Raw genomic sequence first — 26,338 nt, forward strand, 5'->3', positions numbered from 1 at the left:
GACCGGGCCCGCGGGAGCGGCACGCCGCGCCGGCCCGTCCGAGGTCGGCGGACCGGGATTCGCCGGACCAGGGTTCAGCGGAGCGGGCTGCGGACGCCCTCGGCCAGCTCGGCGCTGAGCGTACGCAGCGCGGCCAGGCCGGCGGCCTGGTCCGGCGCGTCGAGCAGGCAGCGGACCAGCGCGCTGCCGACGATGACGCCGTCGGCGTACCCGGCGACCGTGCCGGCCTGCGCGCCGGTGCCCACGCCCAGCCCCACGCCGACCGGCAGGTCGGTGACCTCGCGCAGCCGGGAGACCAGGATCGGCGCGGCGTCGGAGGTCTGCGCGCGGGCGCCGGTGACGCCCATGATCGCGGTGGCGTAGACGAAGCCCCGGCAGTGCTCCACGGTCATCTTCAGCCGCGCGTCCGTGGAGGACGGGGAGACCAGGAACGTCCGGTCCAGGCCGTGCGCGTCGGAGGCGGCCAGCCACTCGTCGGCCTCGTCCGGGATCAGGTCCGGGGTGATCAGGCCGGTGCCGCCGGCGGCGGCGAGGTCCCGGGCGAAGGCGTCCACGCCGTACTGCTCGATCGGGTTCCAGTAGGTCATGGTGACCACCGGCGCGCCGGTGGCGGCGACCGCCTCGACGATGCGCAGCGTGTCCGCGGTGCGCACGCCGCCAGCCAGGGCGATGTCGCTGGCCTTCTGGATCACCGGACCGTCCATCACCGGGTCGGAGTACGGGATCTCCACCTCGATGACGTCCACGCCCGCCTCGACCATCGCGGTCATCGCGGCGATGCTGCCCTCGACGGTCGGGAACCCGGCCGGCATGCAGCCGACCAGCACGGCCCGCCCGTCGGCGCGGGCCTTGTCGAAGGCCACCCCGATCCGGCTCACGATCTCACTGCTCCTTGGTCGAGGATGCCGAAGTACTCGCCGGCGGTGTGCACGTCCTTGTCACCCCGGCCGGAGAGGTTGACCACGATGACCGGCTCCCGGCCCAGCTCGGCGGCGAGCGTCGGGGCGATCTTCAGCGCTCCGGCCAGCGCGTGCGAGCTCTCGATCGCCGGGATGATCCCCTCGGTGCGGCAGAGCAGCTCGAACGCGGCCATCGCCTCGGTGTCGGTCACCGGCGCGTAGCTGGCCCGGCCGCTGTCGTGCAGCCAGGCGTGCTCGGGGCCGACGCCCGGGTAGTCCAGCCCGGCCGAGATCGAGTGCGACTCGATGGTCTGGCCGTCCTCGTTCTGGAGCACGTACGTCCGGGTGCCGTGCAGCACGCCGGCGGTGCCGCCGGTGATGCTGGCCGCGTGCCGGCCGGTCTCGACGCCCTCGCCGCCGGCCTCGAAGCCGTACAGCCGGACGTCGGTGTCGGGCACGAAGGCGTGGAAGATGCCGAGCGCGTTGGAGCCACCGCCGACGCAGGCGGCGACCGCGTCCGGCAGCGCGCCGGTCAGGTCGAGGCACTGCTGGCGGGCCTCCTCGCCGATGCCCCGGACGAAGTCCCGGACCATCTCCGGGAACGGGTGCGGGCCGGCGGCCGTGCCGATCAGGTAGTGGGTGTCGTCGACGTTGGCGACCCAGTCCCGCATCGCCTCGTTCATCGCGTCCTTGAGGGTCCGCGAGCCGGTGGTGACCGGGACGACGGTGGCGCCGAGCATCCGCATCCGGGCCACGTTGAGCGCCTGCCGCTGGGTGTCCACCTCACCCATGTAGACCACGCAGTCGAGGTCGAACAGGGCCGCGGCGGTGGCGGTGGCCACGCCGTGCTGGCCGGCGCCGGTCTCCGCGATCACCCGCTTCTTGCCCATCCGCCTGGTGAGCAGGGCCTGACCGAGCACGTTGCGGACCTTGTGCGCGCCGGTGTGGTTCAGGTCCTCCCGCTTGAGCAGGATCCGCGCGCCCGCCTTGGCGGAGAACCGCTCGGCGGAGTAGAGCAGCGAGGGGGTGCCGGCGTAGTCGCGCAGCAGGGCGTCGAACTCGGCGAGGAACGCCTCGTCGGTCATCGCCTTCCGGTACGCCGCGTCGAGCTCGTCAAGGGCCGCGACCAGCGCCTCCGGGACGAACCGGCCGCCGAACCGACCGAAGTGGCCGGCGGCGTCGGGGACCTGGCCGGCCGGGGCGGACGCGTTGACGCTCATCGCGGTGTCCTCTCGCTGCGGACTCTCCCCGGCGCGGGTCAGCGCACCGGGCGGGGCGTGGCCGGGTGGTTGCCGGCGTTGACCAGCTCGGCGACCGCCTCGCGGGGGCTCTTCTGGGTAACCAGGCCCTCGCCGACCAGGACCGCGTCGGCGCCCGCCGAGGCGTACCGGATGAGGTCGTGCGGGCCGCGCACGCCGGACTCGGCGATCTTGACGACGCTGCTGGGCAGGCCGGGCGCGATCCGCTCGAACACCGAGCGGTCGACCTCCAGGGTACGCAGGTCACGGGCGTTGACCCCGATCACCTGCGCGCCGGCCTCCAGGGCCCGGTCGGCCTCCTCCTCGGTGTGCACCTCGACCAGCGCGGTCATCCCGAGCGACTCGATCCGCTCCAGCAGCCCGACGAGGGCGTTCTGCTCCAGCGCGGCGACGATCAGCAGCACCAGGTCGGCGCCGTGGGCCCGCGCCTCGTGCACCTGGTAGCTGGAGACCACGAAGTCCTTGCGGAGCACCGGGACGTTCACCGCGGCCCGCACGGCGGCCAGGTCGTCGAGCGACCCGCCGAACCAGCGGCCCTCGGTCAGTACGCTGATCGCCCGGGCGCCACCGGCGGCGTAGTCGCCGGCCAGGTCGGCCGGGTCGGCGATCTCCGCCAGCCGCCCCTTGGACGGCGACGAGCGCTTCACCTCGGCGATCACGGCCACCCCGGGCCGGCGCAGGGCCGCGTACGCGTCCAGCGGCGGCGGCGCGGCCGCGGCGAGCTCCCGGATCCGCTCCAGCGGAACCTGCTCCTGCCGTCGGGCCACGTCCTCCCGGACGCCGGCCAGGATCTCGTCGAGCACGCTTACGGACGCCGCCGAACCGGCCTCGTCCCCCTCCGCGTGCGCATGCTCAGCAGTCACCAACGGACTCCCCTCTCCGGGTGTCATGGGCCGATGCTAGGGGGCGCCACCTGGCCACGAGTGCCCGGGGGTATGGCGCTCCTCACGAAATGGGCTGTGGCATGATGCCGGACTTCCGGTGAACGGAGTGTCACGTAGCGCCACGATGCCCATCGACCGGCGTCACCTCCGTCCCGGGCCCTCGTCGACCGCCCATAGATCGCCGCCCATGCTCCATCTCACCATGGCCGGACCCGGGGCGCATAACGACGATGCCGGTCGATGTTGTGACCAAGCTCAAGGACGAACGGCCCTGTCCAGGTCGTCCCCTCGAAGGCACAGTTGACCTGGCCTTCACGGCCGCGAAACGTGAGCCGGGCAGCATCTTCCTCGGGCAGACTCGATGAGGCGTCCGCCAACCTTCGCCAACGATCTCGTGCGGGGTGACCATGAGCACCAACGGGCCGAGCCCGACCATCGGACTGACCACCATCTCCCGGACCGTCGCCTCGCTCGCCGTCGGCGTGGTGCACACCCTCGAACGGGCGGTGGTCGGCGACGGCCGGATGCGGACCGCGCGCGGCAACGCCTGGGAGGCGGTCTGCGCCGACCGGGCCCGCGCCGAGCAACGCCGGGAGCTGGACCGCCTGGTCGCCGAGCTGGCCGCCGCCCGGGCCGCCGCGCGGGAGCGCCGCGAGGTGCGCCAGCCGCAGTCGGTCAACTGACCGTCGGGTCCTCACCCCGGTCCAGCGCGTCCCAGGCGTCCCGGGTGCCCCGCCCGACCGCCGGGCCGTCCGTCGCCGGCTGCTCCGCCGCGCGGACCGGCCGCTCGTAGCGGGCCCCCATCGCCGGCCAGTCGCCACCGCGCAGCGCGGTGACCAGGCCGCCGGCCGCGGCGATCAACCCGCCGACCAGGCAGAGCGCCGGCCACTGCCGGCTGACCCCGCCGTCGAAGGCGGCCGTCAGGCCGTACCCGCCGCCGGCCGCCACGGCCAGACCGAGCAGGGTCAGCAGCCCGCCCAGCAGGCGCCGGACCCGGCCCCGGGTGGCGAGCACCGCGCCACCGCCGGCCAGCGCGACCAGCGCCAGCGCGGAGAGCCAGGGCAGCAGGTCCCCGCCGGTGCGGGCGTGCCGGGCCGGCGGCAGCGACCCGCGGGGGGTCAGCTCGACCGACCAGGTCCGGGTCGCCGCCCAGCAGGCCAGGCCCGCGCCGGCCAGGCAGAGCAGCACCGCGTACGTCAGCTCGCGCCGCCGCCGCGCGACCGGCCTGCCGGCCGGAGCGGTGGCCGACGGGTGGTTGGCGGCGGGTTCGGGCGCGGCGCTCATCGGGCCGGCCGGAGGGTCTCGGCGGCGGCGATCGCGGCGAGCACCGCGGCGGCCTTGTTCCGGGTCTCCTGGTCCTCGGCGGCGGGATCGGAATCGGCCACCACGCCCGCCCCGGCCTGGACGTACGCCCGCCCGTCGCGGATCAGCGCGGTGCGGATGGCGATCGCCATGTCCAGGTCGCCGCCGAAGCCGAAGTAGCCGACCGTGCCGCCGTAGAGGCCCCGCCGCACCGGCTCCAGCTCCTCGATGATCTCCATGGCCCGCACCTTCGGCGCGCCGGAGAGGGTGCCGGCCGGGAAGGTCGCGGCGAGCGCGTCGAAGGCCGTCCGGTCCTCCCGCAGCTCCCCCACCACGGTGGAGACGATGTGCATGACGTGGCTGTACCGCTCGATGGTGGCGAACTCCGGCACCTCGACGGTGCCGGGCCGGCAGACCCGGCCCAGGTCGTTGCGGCCCAGGTCGACCAGCATCACGTGCTCGGAGCGTTCCTTCGGGTCGGCGAGCAGCTCGGCGGCGAGCCGGGCGTCGGCCTCCGGGGTGCCGCCGCGCGGTCGGGTACCGGCGATCGGATGCAGCAGCGCCCGCCGCCGGCCGTCCGCGCCGGTGCTGACCTTCAGGTGCGCCTCGGGCGAGGAGCCGACGATGTCGAAGCCGTCGAAGCGCAGCAGGTACATGTACGGGCTGGGGTTGGTGGTGCGCAGCACCCGGTAGACGTCCAGCGGGTCGGCGTGGGTCTCCCGCTCGAAGCGCTGGGCGAGCACGATCTGGAAGCACTCGCCGGCCCGGATCGCCTCCTTCGCCGCCTCCACCGCCTTCGGGTACCCGCCGTCCGGGGTGCGGCTGACCACCTCGCCCGCGGGCGGCCGGTCGACCGTCGAGATCATGGGCGGAATCGGTCGGGACAGCGCGGTGGTCATCGCGTCGAGCCGCCCCACCGCGTGGTGGTACGCCGCCGCGACCAGCGGCGCCCGGTCCGGCGCGTCCGCCGGCGGCAGGATCGCGTTGGCGACCAGGATCGCCGAGCCGTCGTAGTGGTCGAGCACCACCAGGTCGGTGGCGAGCATCATGCCCAGCTCGGGCACGCCGAGGTCGTCCTCGGTCAGCTCGGGCAGCCGCTCGAAGCGGCGGACCAGGTCGTACCCGAGATAGCCCACCATGCCGCCGGTCAGCGGCGGCATGCCGCTGGCCGGGTCCCAGGCCGGCCCGGCGAGGGCCGCGACGGTCTCCCGCAGCACCCGGACCGGGTCCCCGTCGACGGGCAGGCCGGCCGGGGGCTCGCCGGTCCAGACCGCGGCGCCGTCCCGTTCGGTCAGCGTGGCGCTGCTGCGGACGCCGATGAAGGAGTACCGGGACCAGGCCATCCCGGCCGAGCCGACGCCCTGCTCGGCCGACTCGAGCAGGAAGGTGCCGGGGCCGCCGGCGAGCTTGCGGTAGACCCCGACCGGGGTCTCCGCGTCGGCGAGCAGCCGCCGGGTGACCGGGACGACCCGCCAGCGGGCCGCCAGGTCGGTGAAGGTCGCCTCGTCCGGGCTGACCGCGCCGTCGGTCATGAGGTCGCCTCCGGGGCGGTCACCGGCAACTCGGTGAAGAAGCAGGTCCGGTGCCCGGTGTGGCAGGCCGCGCCGACCTGGTCGACGCTCACCAGCAGGGCGTCGCCGTCGCAGTCCAGCGCGACCGAGCGGACGTGCTGGTGGTGGCCGGAGGTGGCGCCCTTGACCCAGTACTCCTGCCGGCTGCGCGACCAGTAGGTGGCCCGGCCGGTGGTGAGGGTGCGGTGCAGCGCCTCGTCGTTCATCCAGGCGACCATCAGCACCTCGCCCGTGTCGTGTTGGCGCACCACCGCGGCCACCAGGCCGTCGGGGGTGCGGCGCAACCGGGCGGCGATGGCCGGGTCGAGCCGGGACGAGCGGACCGGGCCGGGGGCCGCGGGTTCGCCGGACGTGGCGTGGGCGCCGGTCAGCGGCGCGTCAGTGGCGGGCACAGTGACCCATTGTCCCGCACGCGGTGCCGGGACCGGCGCCGCGTCCCGACCGTCGGGCGCGGCGGGCGCGACGGCTGGCTGGTGTCCGGTGGCAGGGCTAGTGCCCGACGGTTCGCATTCCTGCCGCGGTGTACCTTTCCCCGACCACCGCCCCGGCCGGCACCGCGTCGCGGAGCCGGGCCTGCTGCTCCGGAGCGAGCTTGATGTCGGCCGCCGCCGCGTTCTCCTCCAGGTAGCGAACCCGCTTGGTGCCCGGGATCGGCAGGATGTCCTCGCCCTGGGCCAGCAGCCAGGCGAGCGCCGCCTGGGCCGGCGTGCAGCCGATCTCTCCAGCCACCGCCCGGACCGCCTCGACCAGGCGCAGGTTGGCGTCGAGGTTGCCGTCGGCGAACCGCGGCACGTTCCTCCGCCAGTCGTCCTCGGCCAGCTGGTCGCGACCGGTGATCGCCCCGGTGAGCAGCCCCCGCCCCACCGGCGAGTACGCCACCAGCGACACGCCCAGCTCCCGGCAGGTCGCCAGCATCTCGCCCTCGACGTCCCGGCTGAACAGCGAGTACTCCATCTGCACCGCGGAGATCGGGTGCACCGCGTGCGCGGCCCGCAGGGTCGCCGGGCTGACCTCGGAGAGCCCGATCAGCCGGACCTTGCCGGCCGCCACGAGGTCGGCCATCGCCCCGACGGTCTCCTCGATCGGGGTTTCCGGGTTGCGCCGGTGCAGGTAGTACAGGTCGATGCTCTCCACCCCGAGCCGGCTCAGCGACGCATCGCAGGCCTCCCGGGTCCAGGCGGCGCTGCTGTCCACGAAGGCGCCCGGGGTGCCGGTGCCGCCGAAGCTGTCGCCGGTGGTGCGGTTGCCGAACTTGGTGGCCAGGAAGACCTCGTCCCGGCGGGACCGCACCACCGGGGCGAGCAGCCGCTCGTTCGCGCCGAAGCCGTACATGTCGGCGGTGTCCAGGTGGTTGACGCCGAGGTCGAGGGCGCGGTGCAGGGTCCGCGTCGACTCGGCGTCGTCCCCCGGGCCGTACGCGAAGCTCATCCCCATGCAGCCCAGGCCGATCGCCGAGACCTCAGGCCCCGTGGCACCCACTCGTCGCCGGATCATGCGCTCTCCTCCTCCGCCCTGCGGTACGCGTCGATCTTGTAGTCGAGCACCTTCAGGTCCTCCTCCAGTTCGGCCATCCGGGCCAGCACCCGGGCCCGGTGCGCCTCGAAGAGCGCCCGCCGGGCGCCGAGCGTCCGATCGCCCTGGCGGGCCAGCTCGGCGTACCGGCGCATGTCCCGGACCGGCATCCCGGTCCGGCGCAGCCGGGTGAGCAGGAGCAACCAGTTGACGTCGCCCTCGGTGTAGCGCCGCCGGCCGGCGGAGTCCCGGCCGACCGGGGCGACCAGCCCCTCCTGCTCGTACCAGCGCAGCGTGTAGGTGGTCAGGCCGACCCGTTCCGCCGCCTCACCGACGGTGAGGCTCATTTCCCGCGTGCTGATGTCCACGCCCCCCAGGCTCCCAGTTGGAGCGCACTCGAAGTCAACCGTTGCGCGCGGGGGGACAATTCATCTACCGTTGAGTTCAACGGATGATGAGTTTTGGAGGCGGGCGATGGAGGACGCGGTGGTGGTCCGTGACCTGGTCGTCGACCGGGGACGCAGGCGGGTGCTCCAGGGCATCAGCTGCGCGGTGCCCCGCGGCGCGGTCACCGGGCTGCTCGGGCCGAGCGGCAGCGGCAAGACCACGCTGATGCGGGCACTGGTCGGGGTGCAGACCGTCAGGTCGGGCACGGTCACCGTGCTCGGCCGGCCGGCAGGTGCGCCGGAGCTGCGCCGCCGGGTCGGCTACCTGACCCAGGCGTCCAGCATCTACGCCGACCTGACCGTGCGGGAGAACGCCCGCTACTTCGCCGCCCTGCACGGCCGCGGCCACGCCGAGGCCGACCGGGCGGTCGCCGACGTCGGGCTGGCCGACGCCGCCGGGCAACTCGTCGGCACCCTCTCCGGCGGTCAGCGCAGCCGGGCCTCGCTGGCCTGCGCCCTGGTCGGCGATCCCGAGCTGGTCGTCCTCGACGAGCCGACCGTCGGCCAGGACCCGGTGCTCCGGGCCGACCTGTGGGCCCGGTTCCACGAAATGGCCGCGGCCGGGACGACGCTGCTGGTGTCGAGCCACGTGATGGACGAGGCGGCCCGCTGCGACCGGCTGCTGCTCATCCGGGAGGGCCGGCTGATCGCCGACGACACCCCGGACGCGGTCCGCGCCGCCACCGGCGTCAACGACCTGGAAGAGGCTTTCCTGCGACTGATCAGGGCGAGCGAGGCGGGCCAGCGGCACGCCGGACGGGAGGCATCGTGAGTCCCCGAATCCTGGCCGCGACGACCGGCCGCATCCTGCGCCAGCTCAGGCACGACCGGCGCACCGTCGCCCTGCTGGTGGTGCTGCCGACCGTGCTGCTCACCCTGGTCTACTTCATGTACGTCGACCAGCCGACCCCGCCGGGGCAGCCCGCGGTCTTCGACCGGGTGGCGCTGATCATGCTGGGCTTCTTCCCGTTCATCATCATGTTCCTGGTGACCAGCATCGCCATGTTGCGGGAGCGCACCACCGGCACCCTGGAGCGGCTGCTCACCACCCCGCTGGGCAAGCTCGACCTGCTCTTCGGCTACGGCATCGCGTTCGGGCTCGCCGGCGCGGTCCAGGCGACCATCGCCTCGTCGGTCGCGTACTGGGTGTTCGACCTGGACACCGCCGGCAGCATCGGGCTGGTGGTGCTGATCTCGGTCGTCAACGCCGTGCTGGCGGTGGCCCTGGGACTGTTCTGCAGCGCCTTCGCCCGCACCGAGTTCCAGGCGGTGCAGTTCCTGCCGGTCGTGGCGGTGCCGCAGCTGCTGCTCTGCGGGCTGTTCGTGCCCCGCGGCGAGATGGCCGGCTGGCTCCAGGCGGTCAGCGACGTGCTCCCCCTGTCGTACTCGGTCGAGGCCTTGCAGGAGGTCGGCCGGCACGTCGACCCGACCGCCACCATGTGGCGGGACCTGGCGGTGGTGGCCGGCGCGGCGGTCCTGGCGCTGGTGCTCGCCGCGGCCACCCTGCGGCGGCGCAGCGGATGATGGCCCGGCGGACCGGCCGCCGGCCCGGCAACCCGAACACCCGGCAGGCGATCCTCGCGGCGGCCCGGACGGCGTTCGCGGAGCGCGGCTTCGACGCCGCCTCGATCCGTGGCATCGCCACCGCCGCGGGGGTCGACCCCGCCCTGGTGCACCACTACTTCGGCACCAAGGAGGAGCTGTTCCGGGCCACCATGGAGGTGCCGATCGATCCGGCGCAGCTGCTGCCCGGCGTGCTGGCCGGAGGTCGGGAGGGGGTCGGGGAACGGCTGGTCCGGACCTTCCTCGACGTCTGGGACTCCCCCGCCGGCACCCCGGCGGTCGCCCTGCTCCGCTCGGCGGTCAACAACGAGTGGACCGCCCGGCTGATGCGCGAGTTCCTGGTCACCCAGGTGCTCCGCCGGGTGCTGGACCACCTCGACATCGACCCGGCCGAGCTGCCGCTGCGCGGCTCGCTGGTGGCCACCCAGATGCTCGGCCTGGCGATGACCCGGTACGTCGTCCGACTGGAGCCGGTCGCCTCCGCCGACCCGGAGACCCTGGCCGCCGCGATCGGCCCGACCGTGCAGCGCTACCTCACCGGCGACGTCTCCGCCTGACCGGCTGACGGCTGGCGGCTGATGGCTCGCGGCTGGCGGCTGATGGCTGACGTCACCCACGGTGACCGCACCGGCGGCGAACGTGCCGGTGAGCGATATGCCTCTCTGTCATATTTATGCCTGTCAGGTATATCGCTCACCGGGCATACAGCCGCCGGCGCAGGTGGGGACATGCCGGCAGCGCCGCCAGCGCCGCCCGCCGAGGATCGCAACCGCGAGCGATGCGACGGCGCCGGAGGCGGGCCGGCGCTGCCGGGACGCGTCTCCTACCGGGTCTGCTCCAGCCAGGATGCGTAGAGCAGCCCGTAGATCGACTCGGGGTCCCGGACCAGCTCGTCGTGTGGGCCGCGCTGCACGACGCGGCCCCGGTCCACCACGATCACCTCGTCGGCGGCCTGCGCGGTGGAGAGCCGGTGGGCGATGGCCAGCGTGGTCCGGCCGCGGGTGACCGCGTCCAGGGTGCGCTGGAGGCGTACCTCGGTGGCCGGGTCGACCGCGCTGGTCGCCTCGTCGAGCACCAGCAGGTCGGGGTCGGCGACGTACGCCCGGGCGAGCGCGACGAGCTGCCGCTCCCCCACGCTGAGCGCCTCGCCGCGCTCGCCGACCGGGGTGTCCAGCCCCGCCGGCAGCCCGTCCAGCCAGTCGGCCAGGCCCAGCTCGGTGAAGGCGGCGGTGAGCTGCTCGTCGGCCAGCTCGGGCCGGACGAAGCGGACGTTCTCCCCGACGGTGGCGTCGAAGAGAAAGCCGTCCTGCGGCACCATCACCACCCGCGAGCGCAGCGAGTCGAACCGGACCTGCCGCAGCGGCACCCCGGAGAGCAGCACCTCGCCGGCGGTCGGGTCCATCAGCCGGGTGAGCAGCTTGGCGAAGGTGGTCTTGCCGCTGCCGGTCTCGCCGACCACGGCCACCCGGCTCTTCGCCGGGATCTCCAGGCGGACGTCGTGCAGCACCGGCGGGCCGCCCGGGTAGGCGAAGGTCACCCCGGCGAAGCGGATGTCCAGCGGGCCGGGCGGCAGCTCCCGCCCCTGCGTGCCCGGGTCGGCCACGTCCGGGGCGACGTCCAGCACGTCCAGCACCCGGCGCCAGCCGGCGATCGCGTTCTGCGCCTCGTTGAGCACCTCGGTGGCGATCTGCACCGGCTGGATGAAGAGCGTCACCAGGAACAGGAACGCGGTCAGCTGACCGATCGACAGGGTGCGGTCGACGCCCAGGGTCACCCCGACGACGACCACGCCGGCCAGCGCCAGGCCGGCCGCCAGCTCCCCCACCGAGCTGCCCAGGATGCTGATCCGGATGGCCCGCTGCTGGGCCTGCCGCTGCCCCTCGATCGCCGCGTCCAGCCGCCGGGCCGTCCGCCCGGCGATCCCGTACGCCCGGATCACCGGAGCCCCCACGACGCTCTCCGCGATGGTGCCGAGCAGCGTGCCCATCCGCTGCCGGACCAGGCCGTACGCGCCGGCGAGGCGGCGCTGCAGCAGCCGGATCACCAGCACCGCCGGGGCGAAGGCGACGAGCACCACCAGGGTGAGCTGCCAGGAGTACGCCAGCATGACGATCGTGGTGACCACCAGCTGACCGAGGTTGACGATCAGGATCACGCCGCCCCACTGGAGGAACGTGGTGATCTGGTCGACGTCGCTGGTCACCCGGGACACCAGCGAGCCCCGCCGCTCGGACTGCTGGTGCAGCATGGACAGGTCGTGCACGTGCCGGAACGCCCGGGTCCGCACCCCGGCCAGGGCGGTCTCGCTGACCGTGAAGAGCCGCCGCATCATCAGGTAGCCGCAGGTGGTGGTGATCACCAGCACGGCCGCGGTGACGGCGACCACCCGCCACACCACGCCGAGGTCCAGGCCGCCGACGATGCCGTGGTCGATGCCGCGCTGGACGGCGACCGGGACGGCGACCCGCCCGATCATGTAGGCCAGCGCCAGCGCCACGGTGCCGGCCAGCCCGGTCTTCAGCTCCGGGGAGAGCGCCAGCCCCCGCCGCAGCGTCCGCCAGGTCGACTCGGCCTCCTGCTCCGGCTCCTTGGTGGTGGTACTCACCGGTCAACCTCGATTTCCAGGCCGGAGGTCAACGGTGTGACCTCGTCGTACGTCCGGGGCTGCTCGCGGTCGTGCTCCGCCTGCTCGTACGCGGTGACCAGGTCGGCGTAGCCGGGGACGGTGGCCAGCAGCTCGAGGTGGGTGCCCCGGGCCAGGACTCGCCCCTGCTCCAGGTAGATCACCTCGTCGGCCAGGGCGATGGTGGCCCGCCGGTACGCGACCACCAGGATCGACGCGGCGGCGCCCGAGCCGCCGGTCGGAGCGCGCAGGCCGGCCAGGATGGCCGCCTCGACCCGCGGGTCGACCGCGCTGGTGGCGTCGTCGAGCACCAGCAGCCGGGGCCGGCCGGCGAGCGCGCGGGCCAGGGTGAGCCGCTGCCGCTGGCCGCCGGAGAGCGAGGTGCCCCGCTCGCCGACCATGGTGTCCAGCCCGTCGGGCAGGGCGGCGACGAACCCGTCGGCCTCGGCCAGCCGCAGGGCCGCCCACACCTCGTCGTCGCCGATGCCGGGCCGGTCGAGGGTGATGTTGGCCCGGACCGTGTCGTCGAAGACGAACGGCACCTGGGCGACCAGGGCGATCGTCGAGGCGAGCGAGGCGGCGGTGAGGTCACGGACGTCGACGCCGTCCAGCGTGACGGTGCCGGCGCGCGGGTCGACCAACCGGACCGCGAGGGACGCGATGGTCGACTTGCCGGCGCCGGTCGGCCCGACCAGGGCGACGGTCTTCCCGGCCGGCACGGTGAAGCTCACCGCGCCGAGCACCTCGGCGCCGGGCCGGTGCGCCTCCGCCGGCTCGTAGCCGAAGTGCACGTCGTGGAAGGCGAGCGTGGCCGGCGTCGGAGCGGCCGGGTCGAGGACGCTGTCGCCGTACGGCATCTCACCGGTGGCGTCGAGGACCCGGCGCACCCGGTCCCAGCCGGCGACGCTGCGCGGCAGCTCGGCCAGCACCCAGCCGATGGCCCGGACCGGGAAGGCCAGCACGGTGAAGAGGAAGGCGACGCTGACCAGCTCGGCGACGCTGATCGCGCCCTGCCGGAGCCGGACCGCGCCGACCACCAGCACGGCGAGGGTGCCGAGGCTGGGCAGGGTCTCCAGCATCGGGTCGAAGATGCCGCGCAGCCGGCCGACGGAGATCAGCGCGTCGCGCAGCTCGCCGGCGCGGGACGCGAAACGCGCCGTCTCCTGCGCCTCCCGGCCCATCGTCTTGACCACCAGGGCGCCGTCGAAGCTCTCGTGGGCGATGCCGCTGACCTCGGCGCGCAGCCGCTGGGCCCGGGCCTGGCGGGGCGCCATCCGCCGGGAGTAGACCACGTTGAGCGCGAAGAGCGCGGGGAAGACGGCGAGGCCGACCAGGGCGAGCGCCCAGTCGGTCAGGAAGAGCGAGACGATGGCGCCGACCAGCATGACCAGGGTGCCGACCGCGAACGGCAGCGGCGCGATGGGGTACCACGCCGCCTCCACGTCGGAGTTCGCGTTGGAGAGCAGCGTGCCGGTGGCGTTGCGGTGGTGCCAGGACAGCGGCAGGTCCAGGTAGCGCCGGGTGACCCGGCGGCGGTAGGCGGCCTGGAGCCGGAACTGCATGTAGCCGGCGCCGAGCCGGCGGCCGAAGATCCCGACCACCCGCAGCAGGCTGATCCCGAACAGCGACGCGGCGGCCAGGGCGAGCACCCCCGCGCCGACCGAGCCGCGGGCGATCGCGGGCACCACGACGTCGCCGACCACCCGGCCGACCACGAACGCGCTGGCGATCACCATGAGGCCGAAGAGCACGCTCCCGGTCACCGCGACCGTGAAGATCCGCGGCTGTTCCCGGATGGCCCGGCCGAGGACCCACAGCCCTCTGCCGAGGACGTCCCGACTTGTCCCGCTCGCCACGCTCTCCCCCGCCGTAAGCCGCAATTATCTCCCTCATCCTTACCGGTCCGTGCCAGCTCCGCCGACCCGGACGGCATATGTCCAGCGTCACTCCCCCGCTGGCAGGGCGCCGACCAGGGCGGTTGGCGCCGCGGTGGATAGCCGCCGGCCCGGCCGCGGCGGCGCCGGGCCCGCGCCGGGCGCGCCGGGACGCCGCCGGGGCCCTACGATCGGGCCATGCCGCGGTACGCCCGATCGGAGCGCGAGGCGCTCGCCGACCTGCTGCTGGACCTGGGACCGGACGCGCCGACGGTCAACGAGGGGTGGGGCACGCGGGATCTCGCCGCGCACCTGATCGTCCGGGAGCGCCGGCCGGACGCCGCCGCGGGCATCCTGCTGCCGCCGCTGCGCCGGTACGCCGAGGCGGTCCGCCGCCGGGTCGCCGCCCGCCCGTACCCGGAGCTGGTGGCGCAGGTACGCCGCCCGCCGGCCTGGAGCCCGGTGAGCAACCCGCTCACCGACGAGCTGGTGAACACGATGGAGTTCTTCATCCACCACGAGGACGTACGGCGGGCCCGCCCGGGCTGGCTGCCCCGGGACCTGCCGGCCGGCCTGTCGGCGGTGCTCTGGAAGCGGGCCACCATGCTGGCCCGGGTGGCGTTGCGCCGGTTCCCCGCCGACCTGCTCGTCCAGGCGCCCGGGTTCGGCGAGCTCACCGTCGGCCGGGGCGGGGAGCGGCTGCGGCTGGTGGGCGCGCCGGGAGAGCTGGCGCTCTTCCTCTCGGGCCGGCAGCGGGTGTCCCGGGTGCAGATCGACGGGCCGGCCATCCCGGCCGACCGGCTGCGGGCGGCCAGCCTGGGCTTCTGACCGAGTGTGCGGAAACGGTCACCGGTCAACGTGAACCGATCTCGACCCAGCGACCGGGGCCGATCCGTGCTCCCGTACGCTGCTGCCCGCCGCCTCGAACCAGGGTGGCGGGCAGGGGGTACGGATGCGGAGCTTCGCGGTCTCGGCACTGCGCGAACCTCCCTTCCCGGCACGCCGGCACGCGGCCGTCGAGCTGGTCGCCGGGGAGAGCACCGGGTGGGCGCGCGACCTCGGCCTGGTGGCCACGGCGGCCGGTCTGCGCCGGTTGCGCGGGGCCGGTGCGGCGGAGCTGGCCGGCCGGGCCTGCCCGGACGCGCCGGTCGACCGGTTGCGGCTGCTGACCGACCTGATCTCCTGGTTGTTCGTGATGGACGACGCCTGCGACGAGGACGGGCTCGGTGCCAGCCCCACCCGGCTCGCGCCCACCGTGGCGGAACTGCTGGAGGTGCTGGACGGGCACGGTGATCCGGCGGCGCCGCGGCCGGTGGCGGCCGGGCCGCTCGGCGTCGGGCTGGACGACCTCTGCCGGCGGGTCCGCGCCCTGCACCGGCCGACGCTCCTGCGGCTGATCAGCCAGCTCCGGGAGTACCTGCTGGCGCTGCTCTGGGAGGCGGCGAACCGGGAGCACCGCCGGGTGCCCGGGGTGGCCGAGTACGTGCAGATGCGCCGGCACACCGGCGGGGCCCGGCCCAGCTTCACCCTCACCGACCTGGCGCACGACGGTCTGCCCGCCGCGGCCCGGCAAGCCGACCCGGCGCTGGCCGCGCTGGACGACCTCGCCGCGGACCTGGTCTGCTGGTGCAACGACCTCTTCTCCTACGGCAAGGAGCTGAGCAGCGCGCCGGACGTGCACAACCTGGTGACCACGATCGCCGGGGAGAGCGGGCAGGGGGAGGAGGCGGCGCTGCGGGCTGCGGCGGCCCGGTTCAACGAGGGGCTGGCCGCGTACGCCGAGCGGGAGGCCGCGCTGACGGGCGCCGGGGACGAGTCGGTCCGGGCCTTCCTGGTCACCCGCCGGAACTGGATCCGGGCCACCTACGACTGGTCGCTCGCCGTCTCCCGGTATGCCTGATCCGGCGTTCCACGTCCCGGGACGCCGGCCGACGCGGGATCAGAGGGCTAGCCGCCGCCCCGGTGCAGGCAATACTCTTCGGTAACCGCAGAATGGCGTGACCCCCGTCACGTCTCTCCACCCTCTGAAGGCGGCTACAGCGATGGCTCTCGATGTACCGTACCGTTCCATCCCCGACATGTTCCTCAAGCGCGTGGCGGCGACCCCCGACCGCCGCGCCTTCGCCCATCCCGCTCCCGACGACTCGGGACCGGTCTGGCTGAGCTGGGAGCAGGTCGGTCGGCGCGCCAGGGCGGTCGCCGCCGGGCTGCACGGGCTCGGCGTCGGCCTGGAGGATCCGGTGGCGATCCTGGCGAACACCCGGCTGGACTGGGTGATCGCCGACTTCGGCATCATGTGCGCCGGCGGCGCGACCACCACCGTCTACCCGACCACCGAGCCCGAGGACGCGACCTACATCATCGCCGACTCCGGGTCCCGGGTGCTCTTCGCCGAGAACCCGGCCCAGGCCGCGAAGATCGCCGGCGCCGAGCTGCCGGCGCTGACCCACGTGGTGCTCTTCGACGGCGACCCCGACCCGGCCGCCGCCGTCCCCCAGCTCACCCTGGCCGAGCTGGAGGAGCGCGGGGCGCGGACCCTCGAGGCCGAGCCGGACCTGATCGACATGCTGGTCGCCGGCATCGGCCCGGAGCACCTGGCCACCCTGATCTACACCTCGGGTACCACCGGACGGCCCAAGGGGGTCGAACTGCTGCATGGCGGTTGGTGCTGGGAGGGCGTGGCGCAGGCCGAGATGGGGCTGCTCCGCGACGACGACCTGCAGTACCTCTGGCTACCGCTGTCCCACTCGTTCGGCAAGACCCTGCTCTGCGGCGCCACCCACGTCGGCATGCCGACCTATGTCGACGGCCGGGTGGACAAGCTGGTCGACCTGCTCGCCGTGGTCAAGCCGACGCTGATGTGCGGCGCGCCCCGGGTCTTCGAGAAGGTCTACAACAAGGCGGTCACCACGGCCCAGGGCGCCGGCGGCGCGAAGGCGAAGATCTTCGCCTGGGGAGTGCGTACCGGCAAGGAGAAGGTCGCCCTGGAGCAGGCCGGCAAGCCGGTCTCGGCGGGACTGAAGCTGAAGTACGCGCTGGCCGAGAAGCTGGTGTTCAGCAAGCTCCAGGCCCGGCTCGGCGGCCGGATGCGGGTGCTCGTCTCCGGCGCGGCCCCGCTGAGCCCGGAGATCGCCACCTTCTTCGCCGCCGCCAACCTGCCGATCTCCGAGGGGTACGGCCTCACCGAGACCAGCGCGGGCAACTTCGTGAACCCGCCGGACGGGCTGCGGATCGGCACCGTCGGCCGGTCGATGGGCGACCTGGAGTGCCGGATCGACACCGACGGCGAGATCCTGGTGCGCGGCAGGCCGGTGATGCGCGGTTACCACAACCTCCCGGAGGAGACCGCCGCGGCGTTCACCGAGGACGGCTTCTTCCGTACCGGTGACATCGGCAGCCTTGACGACGACGGCTACCTGCGGATCACGGACCGGAAGAAGGACCTGGTCAAGACCTCCGGCGGGAAGTACATCGCGCCGTCGCACATCGAGGGCATGTTCAAGGCGATCTGCCCGTACACCTCGCAGGCCGTGGTGATCGGGCAGGCCCGCAACTACTGCACCATGCTGGTCACCCTCGACCCGGACGCGATCCGCGGCTGGGTGGCCGGCGGCCCGCTGGAGGGCAAGGAGTACGCGGAGATCGTCGCGTCCCCGGAGGCGCAGGCGATGGTCGACGGGTACGTGGCCGAGCTGAACGCCAAGCTCAACCGGTGGGAGACGATCAAGAAGGTCGCCATCCTCCCCCGCGACCTGACGATCGAGCACGGCGAGATCACCCCGTCGCTGAAGATCAAGCGCCGGGGCGTGGAGAGCAACTTCGCCGCCGAGATCGACAAGATGTACGCCGGCACCCTCGCCGAGCTCTGACCCACCCGTACCGGCCGGCGGCCGTGCCCCTCCGTCCCGGGGCACGGCCGCCGGTTCGTCGGACGGTCACAGGTGGCGCTGCCGCCACCGGCTCTGCTCCACCTCGGCGGCGATCTGCTCCTCCAGCGCGAGCTGGCGGATCTGCCGCCGCCGCCCGTCCTCGCTGACGGTCTCGGCAACCGTGGTGGCGAGGCAGAGCAACGCCAGCAGCGCCAGCGCCACCAGCTCCGGCAGCCGGGCGGCCACCGGGGCGACCAGGGCGAGCACCGCCACCGCCACCAGCAGCGGCCAGTGCACGGCCCGCAGCGCCCGCCGGGCGCAGGCGGCGAGGCTGAGCAGGTAGAGGCCGACCCCGCCGTACAGCACCGTGATCCAGAAGCCGCCCAGCGGCACCCCCCAGCGCGGCGTGTCGGGCTCCGCGGCCTCCTCGAGCAGGTCCTTGAGGCCGAGGGCGAAGAAGATGATCCCGGCGACCATCGGCAGGTGCAGGAAGGTGTAGACGTCCCGGGCCAGCCGGGCGCGCGGGACCGGCTCCCGGGTGTGGTGCAGCGCCTGCTCGACCGCGAAGGCCAGAGTGTCGAAGTACGCCCACCAGAGCGTCGCCACGACCGCGATGCCGAGCGCGGCGGCGACCACCACCGGTCCGCTCAGCGGCAGGCCGCTGATGAACTTGGGGCCGATCCCCAACGCGATGATCGACTCGCCGAGCGCCACCAGGATGATCAGGGCGTGCCGTTCCGCCCAGTGCCCGGCGGAGACCACCAGCCAGTACCTACCGCCCAGCGCCGCCCCGGCGGCGTACTCCACGACCAGCGCCGCCGTCCAGAGCGCGAGCTGGAGCCCGATGGCCGCGGGCCGGTCGGCGAGCCGCTGCGGCGCCAGCCCGGCGGCGAGCAGCAGGGCCGAGGCGAGCGCCGGCAGGACGGCCAGCAGCAGCCAGCGCCGGCGCCGGTCCGCGTCCGCGCGGGCCACCCAGACGAAGACCGCGAGTTGCGCGGCGCGGACCACGAAGTAGCAGGCGGCGAAGACGAGCGGGCCGTTCAGCCCGCCGGGGCGGTCGACGAACGCCCCCGGCATGCTCAGCGCCAGCAGGAAGGTGGCGGCCACGGTGACGAAGCCGACCACCGGCAGCACGCCCTGGTCGGCGCGGACCAGGTTGCCCACCCCGGCGAAGCCGGTCCAGCACCACCAAAGCAGCGCCAGCACCAGCAGGCACCGGAACAGGTTGACCGGGGTGGGATGGCTCGCGGTCAGGCTGGTGACGTTGAGGAACGCGAAGACGAAGACCAGGTCGTAGAAGAGCTCCACCCGGGTCGTCCGGGACCCGGGCGCGCCGGGGCGGACCACGCGCGACCGGGTACCGCCGCCGTTCCCCACCTGCGCAGTCTCCCAGCCCGGCCGCCGGCACGAGGCCGATCCGGGCAGCTCAGAAGTGCTGGCGCCACCGATGGTTGGCCCCGGCGGTCAGCGCGGGCAGCCAGCGCGACGGCGGGGCGGCGCTGCCCCCGGGGCCTTGCGGCCGGGCGGCGCACCCGCGCCGCCCAGGCCGGGCAGCGGGCCGGTCAGCCGATGGTGGCTGTCGTCCCAGTCTCGCAGCCGGCCCGTACCACCGGTGTCCCCGAAGGTCCGGCGCGCCGTCGGGGCGCGGCCGGCCTCACGCGATGACGGAGGGCTCCCGCCACTGTGGGCGGCCGGCGCGGTCCAGGTCGTAGCGGACCGCGGCAAGCCGGCCCACCGCCTCCACCAGGTCGGCGGCCGGCAGCGTGAAGGGCAGCCGCAGGAACCGTTCGAGGGTGCCGTCCAGGCCGAACCGGGGGCCGGGCGCCAGTCGTACGCCGACCTCCTCGGCGGCCCGGGCCAGGGCGCTGGAGATCGGGCCGTCGAGCTCGGCCCAGAGCGTCACGCCGCCGCGCGGGACGGTGACCCGCCAGTCGGGCAGCCGCTCGGCCATCGCGCCGATCAGCGCGTCGCGCTGGGTGGTGAGCTGGGCCTGGCGGGCGGCCACGATGGCCGGGGCGTCGGCCAGCAGGTGCACCGCGACGAGCTGGTCGAGCACCGGGCTGGCCATGTCGACCCCGACCCGGGCGGCGGCCAGCCGCTGCACCTGCGGGGCGGAGGCGCGGACCCAGCCGATCCGCAGGCCACCCCAGTAGGGCTTGCTCATTCCGCCGATGGAGATGACCCGGGAGTGCCGGTCGAAGGTGGCGGTCGGCGGGGGGAGCTCGGTGCCGTCCAGCGGCAGGTCCACGAAGGACTCGTCGATGACCAGGTCGGTGCCGGCGGCATGGGCGGCGCCGACCACCCGCTCACGCAGCTCGGCCGCCATCAGGTGGCCGGTCGGGTTCTGGAACTCCGGGATCAGGTACGCCAGCTTCGGCCGGGTCTGCCGGATGCTGCCGAGCAGCAGGTCGGCGTCCCAGCCCGCGCCGTCGGCGGCGAGCCCGTGGGTGGTGATCCGGGCCCGGCGGGCGGCGAGCGCCGCGAGGGCGTTGGGATAGGTCGGGGACTCGACCAGCACCCCGCCGCCGGGCGACAGCGCCAGCCGCAGCACCAGGTCCAGCGCGTGCTGCGTGCCGCTGGTGACCATGATCTGCTCGGGGCTGGTGGGCAGGCCCCGCTCGGTGTACGACCGGGCGACCGCCTCGCGCAGCTCGATGATCCCGGTCGGGTGGTAGCCGGCACCGCTCAGGTAGCGCGGCAGGTCCTCGGCGGCGGCCCGGGCGGCCGGGACGAGCTGGGCCGGCGCGGCGAGCGCGGCGACGCCGAGGTCGATCATGTCCCGGTCGTCCAGCGGGGTCCAGAGGCCGGTGCTGGCCACCCGGTGGGTGCCCGGGAGCATGGTCCAGCTGCCAGCGCCCCGGCGGCTGGCCAGATGGCCGGTCTCCCGCAGCTCCCGGTACGCGGCGGTGACCGTGGTCCGGCTGATCCGCAGCGCCTCGGCCAGCTCCCGCTCGGCCGGCAGGCGTACCCCCAGGGGGAGCCGGCCGTCGGCGAGCAGGCCGCGGACCGCGGCGGCGAGCGCGGCGTAGTCGGGGCTGCGCCGCCGGCCGGGCAGCGCGTGCCACTGACCGAGCAGCCGGGCCAATTGGGTGCCACGCACCTGACTCGTCATGGCCACCCCTCCCAAATTGGCTCCTTGAAGTGCCGAGATTGGCCCCTAGGGTGGCATGCATGGCAGCGATTGGCAATCTCCGGTACCGGCCGACCCGGCGGCTGAGCCAGCTCTACGTCGGGCTCGCCCTCTACGGGGTCAGCATGGCGCTGATGATCCGGTCCGGACTGGGCCTCGACCCCTGGGACGTGTTCCACCAGGGGCTCGCCGGGCAGACCGGGCTCTCCTTCGGCACAGTCACCATCGCGGTCGGCGCCCTCGTCCTGCTGCTCTGGATCCCGCTGCGGCAGCGCCCCGGCCTGGGCACGGTCAGCAACGTCGTGGTGATCGGCCTGGTGGTGGACGCCACCCTCGCGGTACTGCCGCCCGGCGGACCGCTGCCGGTCCGGATCGGCCTGCTGGTCGTCGGCATCGTGGCCAACGGCGCCGCCACCGGCCTCTACCTCGGCGCGCAGCTCGGCCCGGGCCCGCGCGACGGCCTGATGACCGGGTACGTCGCCCGCCGCCCGGGCCGGTCCGTCCGACTGGTCCGCACGGTCATCGAGGTGACGGTGCTGGCGCTGGGCTGGCTGCTCGGCGGCACCGTCGGAGTCGGCACCGTCGCCTACGCGCTCGCCATCGGCCCGCTGGCCCAGGTGTTCATCCCGCTCTTCGCGGTGGCCCCCCGGCCGGAGCCGGCGCGGTCCACCCCGGACCCGGCGGTCTGCGCGACCGGTCCGGCCACCGAGGCGGCCTGACCGCTCCCCCGGCCCGGCGACCCCGTCGCGTCCCGGCGGTGCCCGGACACGCAGGGTCACCGGCGGCCCGCCGACCGCCACTGAATGGGATCGCCCGGACCCGCGGTGAGCTGCGGTGATGCGCCAGTGGAAAACCGGGTGTTTTCTCCGCCGTCGGCGCCGGGCATCATTCGTGCATGGGGGAGAACGGATGGCGCTGGACCGACGCCTGGATCTTCGTCTCACTGGTCATCGCGAGCGGCGCCGGCCGACACCGCCGGTCGGCCTCGACGCGGCGGCCCGAGGGCGTGCGCCTGGCTGACATGCTCTCCACCGCCGACCACCTCAACCAGTCCATCCCCGAACGCCACGAGGTGGAGGGCGCGGTCCGCCGGCTGGCCGGCGCCGGGCTGGTCAGCGTCTCGGACGGCTGGTTCCGGCTCACGCCGGACGGGGAACGGCTCTGGCGCACCCGGCCCAGCGCCGGGGTGGCGACCACGGTGGAGACCGTGCAGGGGGTGCTGAGCCGTCGGCACACCCCGGGCACCGCCGAATGGAACCTCGCCGAGGACGACCACGCCGCCGCCGTCCAGGAGTACGCGGTCCGCTCGATCCCCGCCCCGCGCCGCTCCCCCGAGGGCCACTCCGGCCGCGGCTGATCGGGACAGCGCGCGGGCTCGGCGGGTCAGGGGGCGGTGGTCAGCGGACCGGGTGGCCGGCTCCGCGCAGGGCGTCCTTGACCTCGCCGACGGTCAGCTCGCCGAAGTGGAAGACGCTGGCCGCCAGCACGGCGTCGGCGCCCGCGCCGATCGCCGGCGGGAAGTGCGCCACCTCGCCGGCGCCGCCGCTGGCGATCACCGGCACGTCGACCACCGCGCGGACCGCCTGGATCAGCGCCAGGTCGAAGCCGGTCTTGGTGCCGTCGGCGTCCATCGAGTTCAGCAGGATCTCCCCCGCGCCCAGCTCCGCGCCGCGGCGCGCCCACTCGACGGCGTCGATCCCGGTGCCCCGGCGACCGCCGTGGGTGGTCACCTCGAAGCCGCTCGGCGTGGTGCCGGCCGGCGCGCGTCGGACGTCGAGCGAGAGCACCAGCACCTGGCGGCCGAACCGGTCGGCGATCTCGGCGATCAGCTCCGGTCGGGCGATCGCGGCGGTGTTCACGCCGACCTTGTCGGCGCCGGCGCGCAGCAGCGTGTCGACGTCGGCGACCTGGCGTACGCCGCCGCCGACGGTCAGCGGGATGAACACCGACTCGGCGGTGCGGCGGACCACGTCGAGCATGGTCCCCCGATCGCTGGCGGAGGCGGTGACGTCGAGGAAGGTCAACTCGTCCGCGCCGGCCCGGTCGTACGCCGCCGCGAGCTCCACCGGGTCGCCGGCGTCGCGCAGGTCGAGGAAGTTGACCCCCTTGACCACCCGGCCGGCGTCCACGTCCAGACACGGGATCACCCGTACCGCCACCGTCATGCCGCGAGCCTATCCAACGCGAACGGCACGGCGGCCGGCCCGACCGGGCCGACCGCCGTGAACGAGTTCCGGGTCACACCCGGACGAGCATCTTGCCCAGGTTCTCGCCGCGCAGCACGCCGAGGAACGCCTCCGGGGCGTTCTCGATGCCGTCGACGACCGTCTCGTCGTACGAGATCCTGCCGTCGCGCAGCCAACCGGACATCTCCTGGACGAACTGGTCGCGCAGGTGGCCGTGGTCGCTGACCAGGAAGCCGCGCAGGGTGAGCCGCTTGCCGATCACCAGCGCCAGGTTGCGCGGCGCGGCCGGCGGCTCGCTGGAGTTGTACTGCGCGATCATGCCGCAGACGGCGACCCGGCCGTGCAGGTTCAGCGCGCCGATCGCGGCCTCCAGGTGCTCGGAGCCGACGTTGTCGAAGTACACGTCGATGCCGTCCGGGGCGGCGGCCTTCAGCGCGTCGCGCACCGGACCGTCGTGATAGTCGAAGGCGGCGTCGAAGCCGAGCGCCCTGAGCCGCTCGACCTTGGCCGCCGAGCCGGCGCTGCCGATCACCCGGGACGCGCCCCGGAGCTTGGCGATCTGGCCGACCATGCTGCCCACCGCGCCGGCCGCGCCGGAGACGAAGACGGTCTCGCCGGGCTTCATCGCGGCCACGTCCAGCAGACCGGCGTACGCGGTCAGGCCGGTCATGCCGAGCACGCTCAGGTACGCGCTCACCGGCGCCAGGCTCGGGTCGACCTTGCGGGCCGCCTTCGCGTCGAGCAGCGCGTACTCCCGCCAGCCCAGGCCGTGCAGGACGGTGTCGCCGGGCTTGATCCCCTCGACCTCGCTGGCCACCACCTCGCCGATCGCGCCGCCGTCGAGCGGGGCGTCGAGCTGGAACGGCGGCACGTACGACTTGACGTCGTTCATCCGGCCCCGCATGTACGGGTCGACCGACATGAACTGGTTGCGGACCACGATCTGGCCCGGGCCCGGGGTGGGCACCTCGGTGGTGACGAGGCGGAAGTTCTCGGCCGTCGGCCAGCCCTGGGGGCGGGAGGCCAGGTGGATCTCACGGTTGGCGCTCATCGGAGTTCGTCCTTTCGTACGCGAGGGGTCGGGGCTGTCGCCGGCGCTCAGGCCGACGCGGCCTCGCGGACGGTGAGGGCGACCTCGATGTTGCCACGGGTCGCGTTCGAGTACGGGCAGACCTGGTGGGCGGCCTCGACCAGCTGCTCGGCGGCGGCGCGCTCGACGGCGGGGAGGTCGACCACGAGGGCGACGGTCAGGCCGAAGCCACCGCTGCCGTTCGGGCCGATGCCGACCTCGGCCTCGACGACCGAGCCGTTGACGTCGGCCTTGGCACGGCGGGCGACCAGCCGCAGCGCGGAGTGGAAGCAGGCCGCGTAGCCGGCGGCGAAGAGCTGCTCGGGGTTGGCCGCGCCACCGGCGCCGCCCATCTCCTTCGGGATCGCCAGGTCCAGCTCGAGCGTGCCGTCCGAGGTGCGGACGTGGCCGTCCCGGCCGTCACCGGTGGCGCGGGCGGAGGCGGTGTAGAGCACCTGCATGTCACTGCTCCTTCTGTCGGTGGATCGTCTCGGTGACCCGGGTGAGGGTGTCGCGCAGCCCGATCAGCTCGGCCTCGGTGAGCCCGGTGGCGCAGGCGATCCGCATCGGCACGTCCGCCATCCGCTGCCGCAGCTCCCGGCCCCGCTCGGTGAGGCCCACCTCCACCCGGCGCTCGTCGCGCGCCGAGCGGTTGCGGACCACCAGGCCCGCCGCCTCCAGGCGCTTGAGCAGCGGGGAGAGGGTGCCGGAGTCGAGCCGGAGCTGGGCGCCGAGCTCGGAGACCGTGGGGGCCTCGTCGCCGCGCTCCCAGAGCACCAGCAGCACCAGGTACTGCGGGTAGGTCAGCCCGTGCTCGTCGAGGATGGGCCGGTAGACGTCGGTGAGGGCGCGCGACGCCGCGTAGAGGGCGAAGCACACCTGCCGGCGCAGCACCAGATCATCGGTCACGTCCAATACCGTAGTGTCCAATCAAGTTGTGCACAACTGATCTGGATGCGGTGTGACCGCGCCCACCCGCGTCCCGGACGGGTCGGCGGGGGTCAGCGGTCGCCGAGCCAGGCCTCCAGCTCGACCTCCACCAGGTGCTCCGGGTCGATCAGCCCGGCCACCACCACCATCGTCGCGGCCGGGCGGACCGCCCCGAAGACCGCGTTGTGCGCCCGGCCCACCTCGTCGGCGTAGCTCCGGTCGGTCACGTACATCCGGGTCCGGACCACGTCAGCCAGCTCCGCGCCCACCTCGGCCAGCGCGTCCAGGCCGATCCGCAACGCCTGGGCAGTCTGCGCCGCGGCGTCCCCGACGTGCGCCACCCGCCCGTCGACCGTCGAGGTGCAGCCCGCCGTCCAGGCCAGGTTCCCGGCCCGGACCACCCGCGAGTAGCCGAAGACGGCCTCCCACGGTCCGCCCGAGCCCAGCCGGGTGACGGCCGCGCCGTCCCCCGCGACGGCGGTCACCCGGCCGCCCGCAACGTCTCCAGCGCCTCGCCGACCGTGAACGCGCCGGAGTAGATCGCCTTGCCGGTGATCACGCCCTCCACCCCGACGGGCTCCAGGCCGGCCAGGGCACGCAGGTCGTCGAGGGTGGAGACGCCGCCGGATGCGATCACCGGGGCGTCGGTGCGGGAGCAGACCCCGCGGAGCAGGTCCAGGTTCGGCCCGCGCATCGTGCCGTCCTTGGTGATGTCGGTAACCACGTACCGGGAGGCGCCGGCCTTGTCGAGCCGCTCCAGCACCTCGTACAGGTCACCGCCGTCGCGGGTCCAGCCCCGCGCCGAGAGGGTACGACCCCGCACGTCCAGCCCGATCGCCACCCGGTCGCCGTACTCGCCGCAGACCCGGTCGCACCACTCCGGGTCCTCCAGCGCTGCGGTGCCGATGTTGACCCGGGCCGCGCCGGTGCCCAGCGCCGCGTGCAGCGACTCGTCGTCCCGGATCCCGCCGGAGAGCTCGACCTTCACGTCGAGCTGCCGGACCACCTCGGCGAGCAGGTGCGCGTTGGTGCCCCGGCCGAACGCGGCGTCCAGGTCGACCAGGTGGATCCACTCCGCGCCGTCGGACTGCCAGGCCAGCGCGGCCTCCAGCGGGTCCCCGTAGGTGGTCTCGCTGCCGGCGGCGCCCTGCACGAGCCGGACGGCCTGGCCGTCGGCGACGTCCACGGCGGGCAACAGGATGAGGCTCAACGCTCTTCTCC

The 26,338-nt window shown here is 74.3% G+C and carries 27 protein-coding genes; 9 read left to right on the forward strand and 18 right to left on the reverse strand.

Annotation, left to right across the window (positions count from 1 at the left end):
- Window positions 1-74 precede the first annotated feature (74 nt).
- The 3 genes from trpA to trpC are packed head-to-tail and all read right to left on the reverse strand — an operon-like array spanning window position 75 to window position 2,961.
- Window positions 75-878: a tryptophan synthase subunit alpha gene (trpA, locus tag EV384_RS29110; protein ID WP_130338307.1), complete on the reverse strand. Its 804-nt coding sequence runs from the start codon at window positions 876-878 to the stop codon at window positions 75-77.
- Window positions 875-2,119 (reverse strand): tryptophan synthase subunit beta, encoded by a 1,245-nt coding sequence (gene trpB, locus EV384_RS29115; protein WP_130338309.1) that lies wholly within the window; start codon window positions 2,117-2,119, stop codon window positions 875-877. Before trpB ends, trpA begins: the two co-directional genes overlap by 4 nt.
- 38 nt (window positions 2,120-2,157) lie before the next feature.
- Entirely contained in the window at window positions 2,158-2,961 is an 804-nt protein-coding gene (trpC, locus tag EV384_RS29120) for an indole-3-glycerol phosphate synthase TrpC (RefSeq protein ID WP_194801305.1), read from the reverse strand.
- A 488-nt stretch (window positions 2,962-3,449) separates the two neighbouring features.
- On the opposite strand from trpC, the gene EV384_RS29125 reads away from it, so the two are divergent.
- Entirely contained in the window at window positions 3,450-3,725 is a 276-nt protein-coding gene (locus EV384_RS29125) for a hypothetical protein (RefSeq protein WP_130338313.1), read from the forward strand.
- On the opposite strand, the gene EV384_RS29130 is transcribed toward EV384_RS29125, so the two are convergent.
- The 5 genes from EV384_RS29130 to EV384_RS29150 form a co-directional block, all read right to left on the reverse strand.
- Window positions 3,718-4,326 (reverse strand): Trp biosynthesis-associated membrane protein, encoded by a 609-nt coding sequence (locus EV384_RS29130; RefSeq protein WP_130338315.1) that lies wholly within the window; start codon window positions 4,324-4,326, stop codon window positions 3,718-3,720. The genes EV384_RS29125 and EV384_RS29130 overlap by 8 nt on opposite strands.
- Window positions 4,323-5,876, reverse strand: coding sequence for an anthranilate synthase component I (locus EV384_RS29135; RefSeq protein WP_130338317.1), 1,554 nt, complete (start codon window positions 5,874-5,876; stop codon window positions 4,323-4,325). Before EV384_RS29135 ends, EV384_RS29130 begins: the two co-directional genes overlap by 4 nt.
- Complete coding sequence (gene hisI, locus EV384_RS29140; protein ID WP_130338319.1) at window positions 5,873-6,307, reverse strand: phosphoribosyl-AMP cyclohydrolase; 435 nt, start codon at window positions 6,305-6,307, stop codon at window positions 5,873-5,875. Before hisI ends, EV384_RS29135 begins: the two co-directional genes overlap by 4 nt.
- Before the next feature lie 97 nt (window positions 6,308-6,404).
- Window positions 6,405-7,409: an aldo/keto reductase gene (locus tag EV384_RS29145; protein WP_130338321.1), complete on the reverse strand. Its 1,005-nt coding sequence runs from the start codon at window positions 7,407-7,409 to the stop codon at window positions 6,405-6,407.
- Window positions 7,406-7,795, reverse strand: coding sequence for a MerR family transcriptional regulator (locus tag EV384_RS29150; protein WP_130338323.1), 390 nt, complete (start codon window positions 7,793-7,795; stop codon window positions 7,406-7,408). The genes EV384_RS29145 and EV384_RS29150 overlap by 4 nt, the downstream gene beginning before the upstream one ends.
- Before the next feature lie 106 nt (window positions 7,796-7,901).
- Between EV384_RS29150 and EV384_RS29155 the strand changes: the two genes are divergently transcribed.
- Genes EV384_RS29155 through EV384_RS29165 form a run of 3 tightly spaced genes read left to right on the forward strand, consistent with a single transcriptional unit; the run spans window position 7,902 to window position 9,993 of the window.
- The gene (locus EV384_RS29155) at window positions 7,902-8,645 is read left to right on the forward strand and encodes an ABC transporter ATP-binding protein (RefSeq protein ID WP_130338325.1); all 744 of its coding nucleotides are present in this window, start codon (window positions 7,902-7,904) and stop codon (window positions 8,643-8,645) included.
- Window positions 8,642-9,397, forward strand: coding sequence for an ABC transporter permease (locus tag EV384_RS29160; protein ID WP_130338327.1), 756 nt, complete (start codon window positions 8,642-8,644; stop codon window positions 9,395-9,397). The genes EV384_RS29155 and EV384_RS29160 overlap by 4 nt, the downstream gene beginning before the upstream one ends.
- Window positions 9,397-9,993, forward strand: a complete 597-nt coding sequence (locus EV384_RS29165; protein WP_130338329.1) for a TetR/AcrR family transcriptional regulator — start codon at window positions 9,397-9,399, stop codon at window positions 9,991-9,993. Before EV384_RS29160 ends, EV384_RS29165 begins: the two co-directional genes overlap by 1 nt.
- Window positions 9,994-10,259: 266 nt before the next feature.
- Here EV384_RS29165 and EV384_RS29170 read toward each other — a convergent pair whose 3' ends face one another.
- Window positions 10,260-12,041: an ABC transporter ATP-binding protein gene (locus tag EV384_RS29170; protein ID WP_130338331.1), complete on the reverse strand. Its 1,782-nt coding sequence runs from the start codon at window positions 12,039-12,041 to the stop codon at window positions 10,260-10,262.
- A complete protein-coding gene (locus EV384_RS29175; protein ID WP_130338333.1) occupies window positions 12,038-13,915 on the reverse strand; it encodes an ABC transporter ATP-binding protein in 1,878 nt (625 codons plus the stop codon). Before EV384_RS29175 ends, EV384_RS29170 begins: the two co-directional genes overlap by 4 nt.
- 216 nt (window positions 13,916-14,131) lie before the next feature.
- On the opposite strand from EV384_RS29175, the gene EV384_RS29180 reads away from it, so the two are divergent.
- The 3 genes from EV384_RS29180 to EV384_RS29190 all read left to right on the forward strand — a co-directional run bounded on the left by EV384_RS29180 (window position 14,132) and on the right by EV384_RS29190 (window position 17,802).
- Window positions 14,132-14,761, forward strand: coding sequence for a TIGR03085 family metal-binding protein (locus EV384_RS29180; protein WP_130338335.1), 630 nt, complete (start codon window positions 14,132-14,134; stop codon window positions 14,759-14,761).
- 124 nt (window positions 14,762-14,885) lie between these two features.
- Entirely contained in the window at window positions 14,886-15,833 is a 948-nt protein-coding gene (locus EV384_RS29185; protein ID WP_130338337.1) for a terpene synthase family protein, read from the forward strand.
- Window positions 15,834-15,975: 142 nt separating this feature from the next.
- Complete coding sequence (locus EV384_RS29190; protein WP_130338339.1) at window positions 15,976-17,802, forward strand: AMP-dependent synthetase/ligase; 1,827 nt, start codon at window positions 15,976-15,978, stop codon at window positions 17,800-17,802.
- Window positions 17,803-17,868: 66 nt separating this feature from the next.
- On the opposite strand, the gene EV384_RS29195 is transcribed toward EV384_RS29190, so the two are convergent.
- Window positions 17,869-19,179 carry a low temperature requirement protein A gene (locus EV384_RS29195; RefSeq protein ID WP_207232506.1) on the reverse strand — a complete coding sequence of 437 codons (1,311 nt, stop codon included), beginning with the start codon at window positions 19,177-19,179 and terminating at the stop codon, window positions 17,869-17,871.
- 277 nt (window positions 19,180-19,456) lie between these two features.
- Window positions 19,457-20,914, reverse strand: a complete 1,458-nt coding sequence (gene yczR / locus EV384_RS29200; RefSeq protein ID WP_130338341.1) for a MocR-like transcription factor YczR — start codon at window positions 20,912-20,914, stop codon at window positions 19,457-19,459.
- Window positions 20,915-20,973: 59 nt separating this feature from the next.
- Here yczR and yczE point away from each other — a divergent pair, with 59 nt between their 5' ends.
- Together yczE and EV384_RS29210 are read left to right on the forward strand one after the other, a co-directional pair.
- Window positions 20,974-21,651, forward strand: a complete 678-nt coding sequence (yczE, locus tag EV384_RS29205; RefSeq protein ID WP_242624350.1) for a membrane protein YczE — start codon at window positions 20,974-20,976, stop codon at window positions 21,649-21,651.
- 176 nt (window positions 21,652-21,827) lie between these two features.
- On the forward strand, window positions 21,828-22,289 hold the full coding sequence (locus tag EV384_RS29210; protein ID WP_130338343.1) for a hypothetical protein: 462 nt from the start codon (window positions 21,828-21,830) through the stop codon (window positions 22,287-22,289).
- A 40-nt stretch (window positions 22,290-22,329) separates the two neighbouring features.
- On the opposite strand, the gene hisF is transcribed toward EV384_RS29210, so the two are convergent.
- From hisF to priA, 6 genes are all read right to left on the reverse strand, one after another.
- On the reverse strand, window positions 22,330-23,097 hold the full coding sequence (hisF, locus tag EV384_RS29215; protein ID WP_130338345.1) for an imidazole glycerol phosphate synthase subunit HisF: 768 nt from the start codon (window positions 23,095-23,097) through the stop codon (window positions 22,330-22,332).
- Between the two features lie 73 nt (window positions 23,098-23,170).
- Window positions 23,171-24,169, reverse strand: a complete 999-nt coding sequence (locus tag EV384_RS29220) for an NADP-dependent oxidoreductase (protein ID WP_130338347.1) — start codon at window positions 24,167-24,169, stop codon at window positions 23,171-23,173.
- A gap of 47 nt (window positions 24,170-24,216) precedes the next feature.
- Complete coding sequence (locus EV384_RS29225; RefSeq protein WP_130338349.1) at window positions 24,217-24,648, reverse strand: organic hydroperoxide resistance protein; 432 nt, start codon at window positions 24,646-24,648, stop codon at window positions 24,217-24,219.
- Between the two features lies 1 nt (window position 24,649).
- Window positions 24,650-25,096 carry a MarR family winged helix-turn-helix transcriptional regulator gene (locus EV384_RS29230; RefSeq protein WP_130338351.1) on the reverse strand — a complete coding sequence of 149 codons (447 nt, stop codon included), beginning with the start codon at window positions 25,094-25,096 and terminating at the stop codon, window positions 24,650-24,652.
- A 92-nt stretch (window positions 25,097-25,188) separates the two neighbouring features.
- A complete protein-coding gene (locus EV384_RS29235; protein WP_130338353.1) occupies window positions 25,189-25,602 on the reverse strand; it encodes a RidA family protein in 414 nt (137 codons plus the stop codon).
- Window positions 25,599-26,327, reverse strand: a complete 729-nt coding sequence (gene priA / locus EV384_RS29240; protein ID WP_130338355.1) for a bifunctional 1-(5-phosphoribosyl)-5-((5-phosphoribosylamino)methylideneamino)imidazole-4-carboxamide isomerase/phosphoribosylanthranilate isomerase PriA — start codon at window positions 26,325-26,327, stop codon at window positions 25,599-25,601. Before priA ends, EV384_RS29235 begins: the two co-directional genes overlap by 4 nt.
- Between the last annotated feature and the right edge of the window lie 11 nt (window positions 26,328-26,338).

This window comes from Micromonospora kangleipakensis, assembly GCF_004217615.1.
GTDB classification, from domain to species: domain Bacteria; phylum Actinomycetota; class Actinomycetes; order Mycobacteriales; family Micromonosporaceae; genus Micromonospora; species Micromonospora kangleipakensis.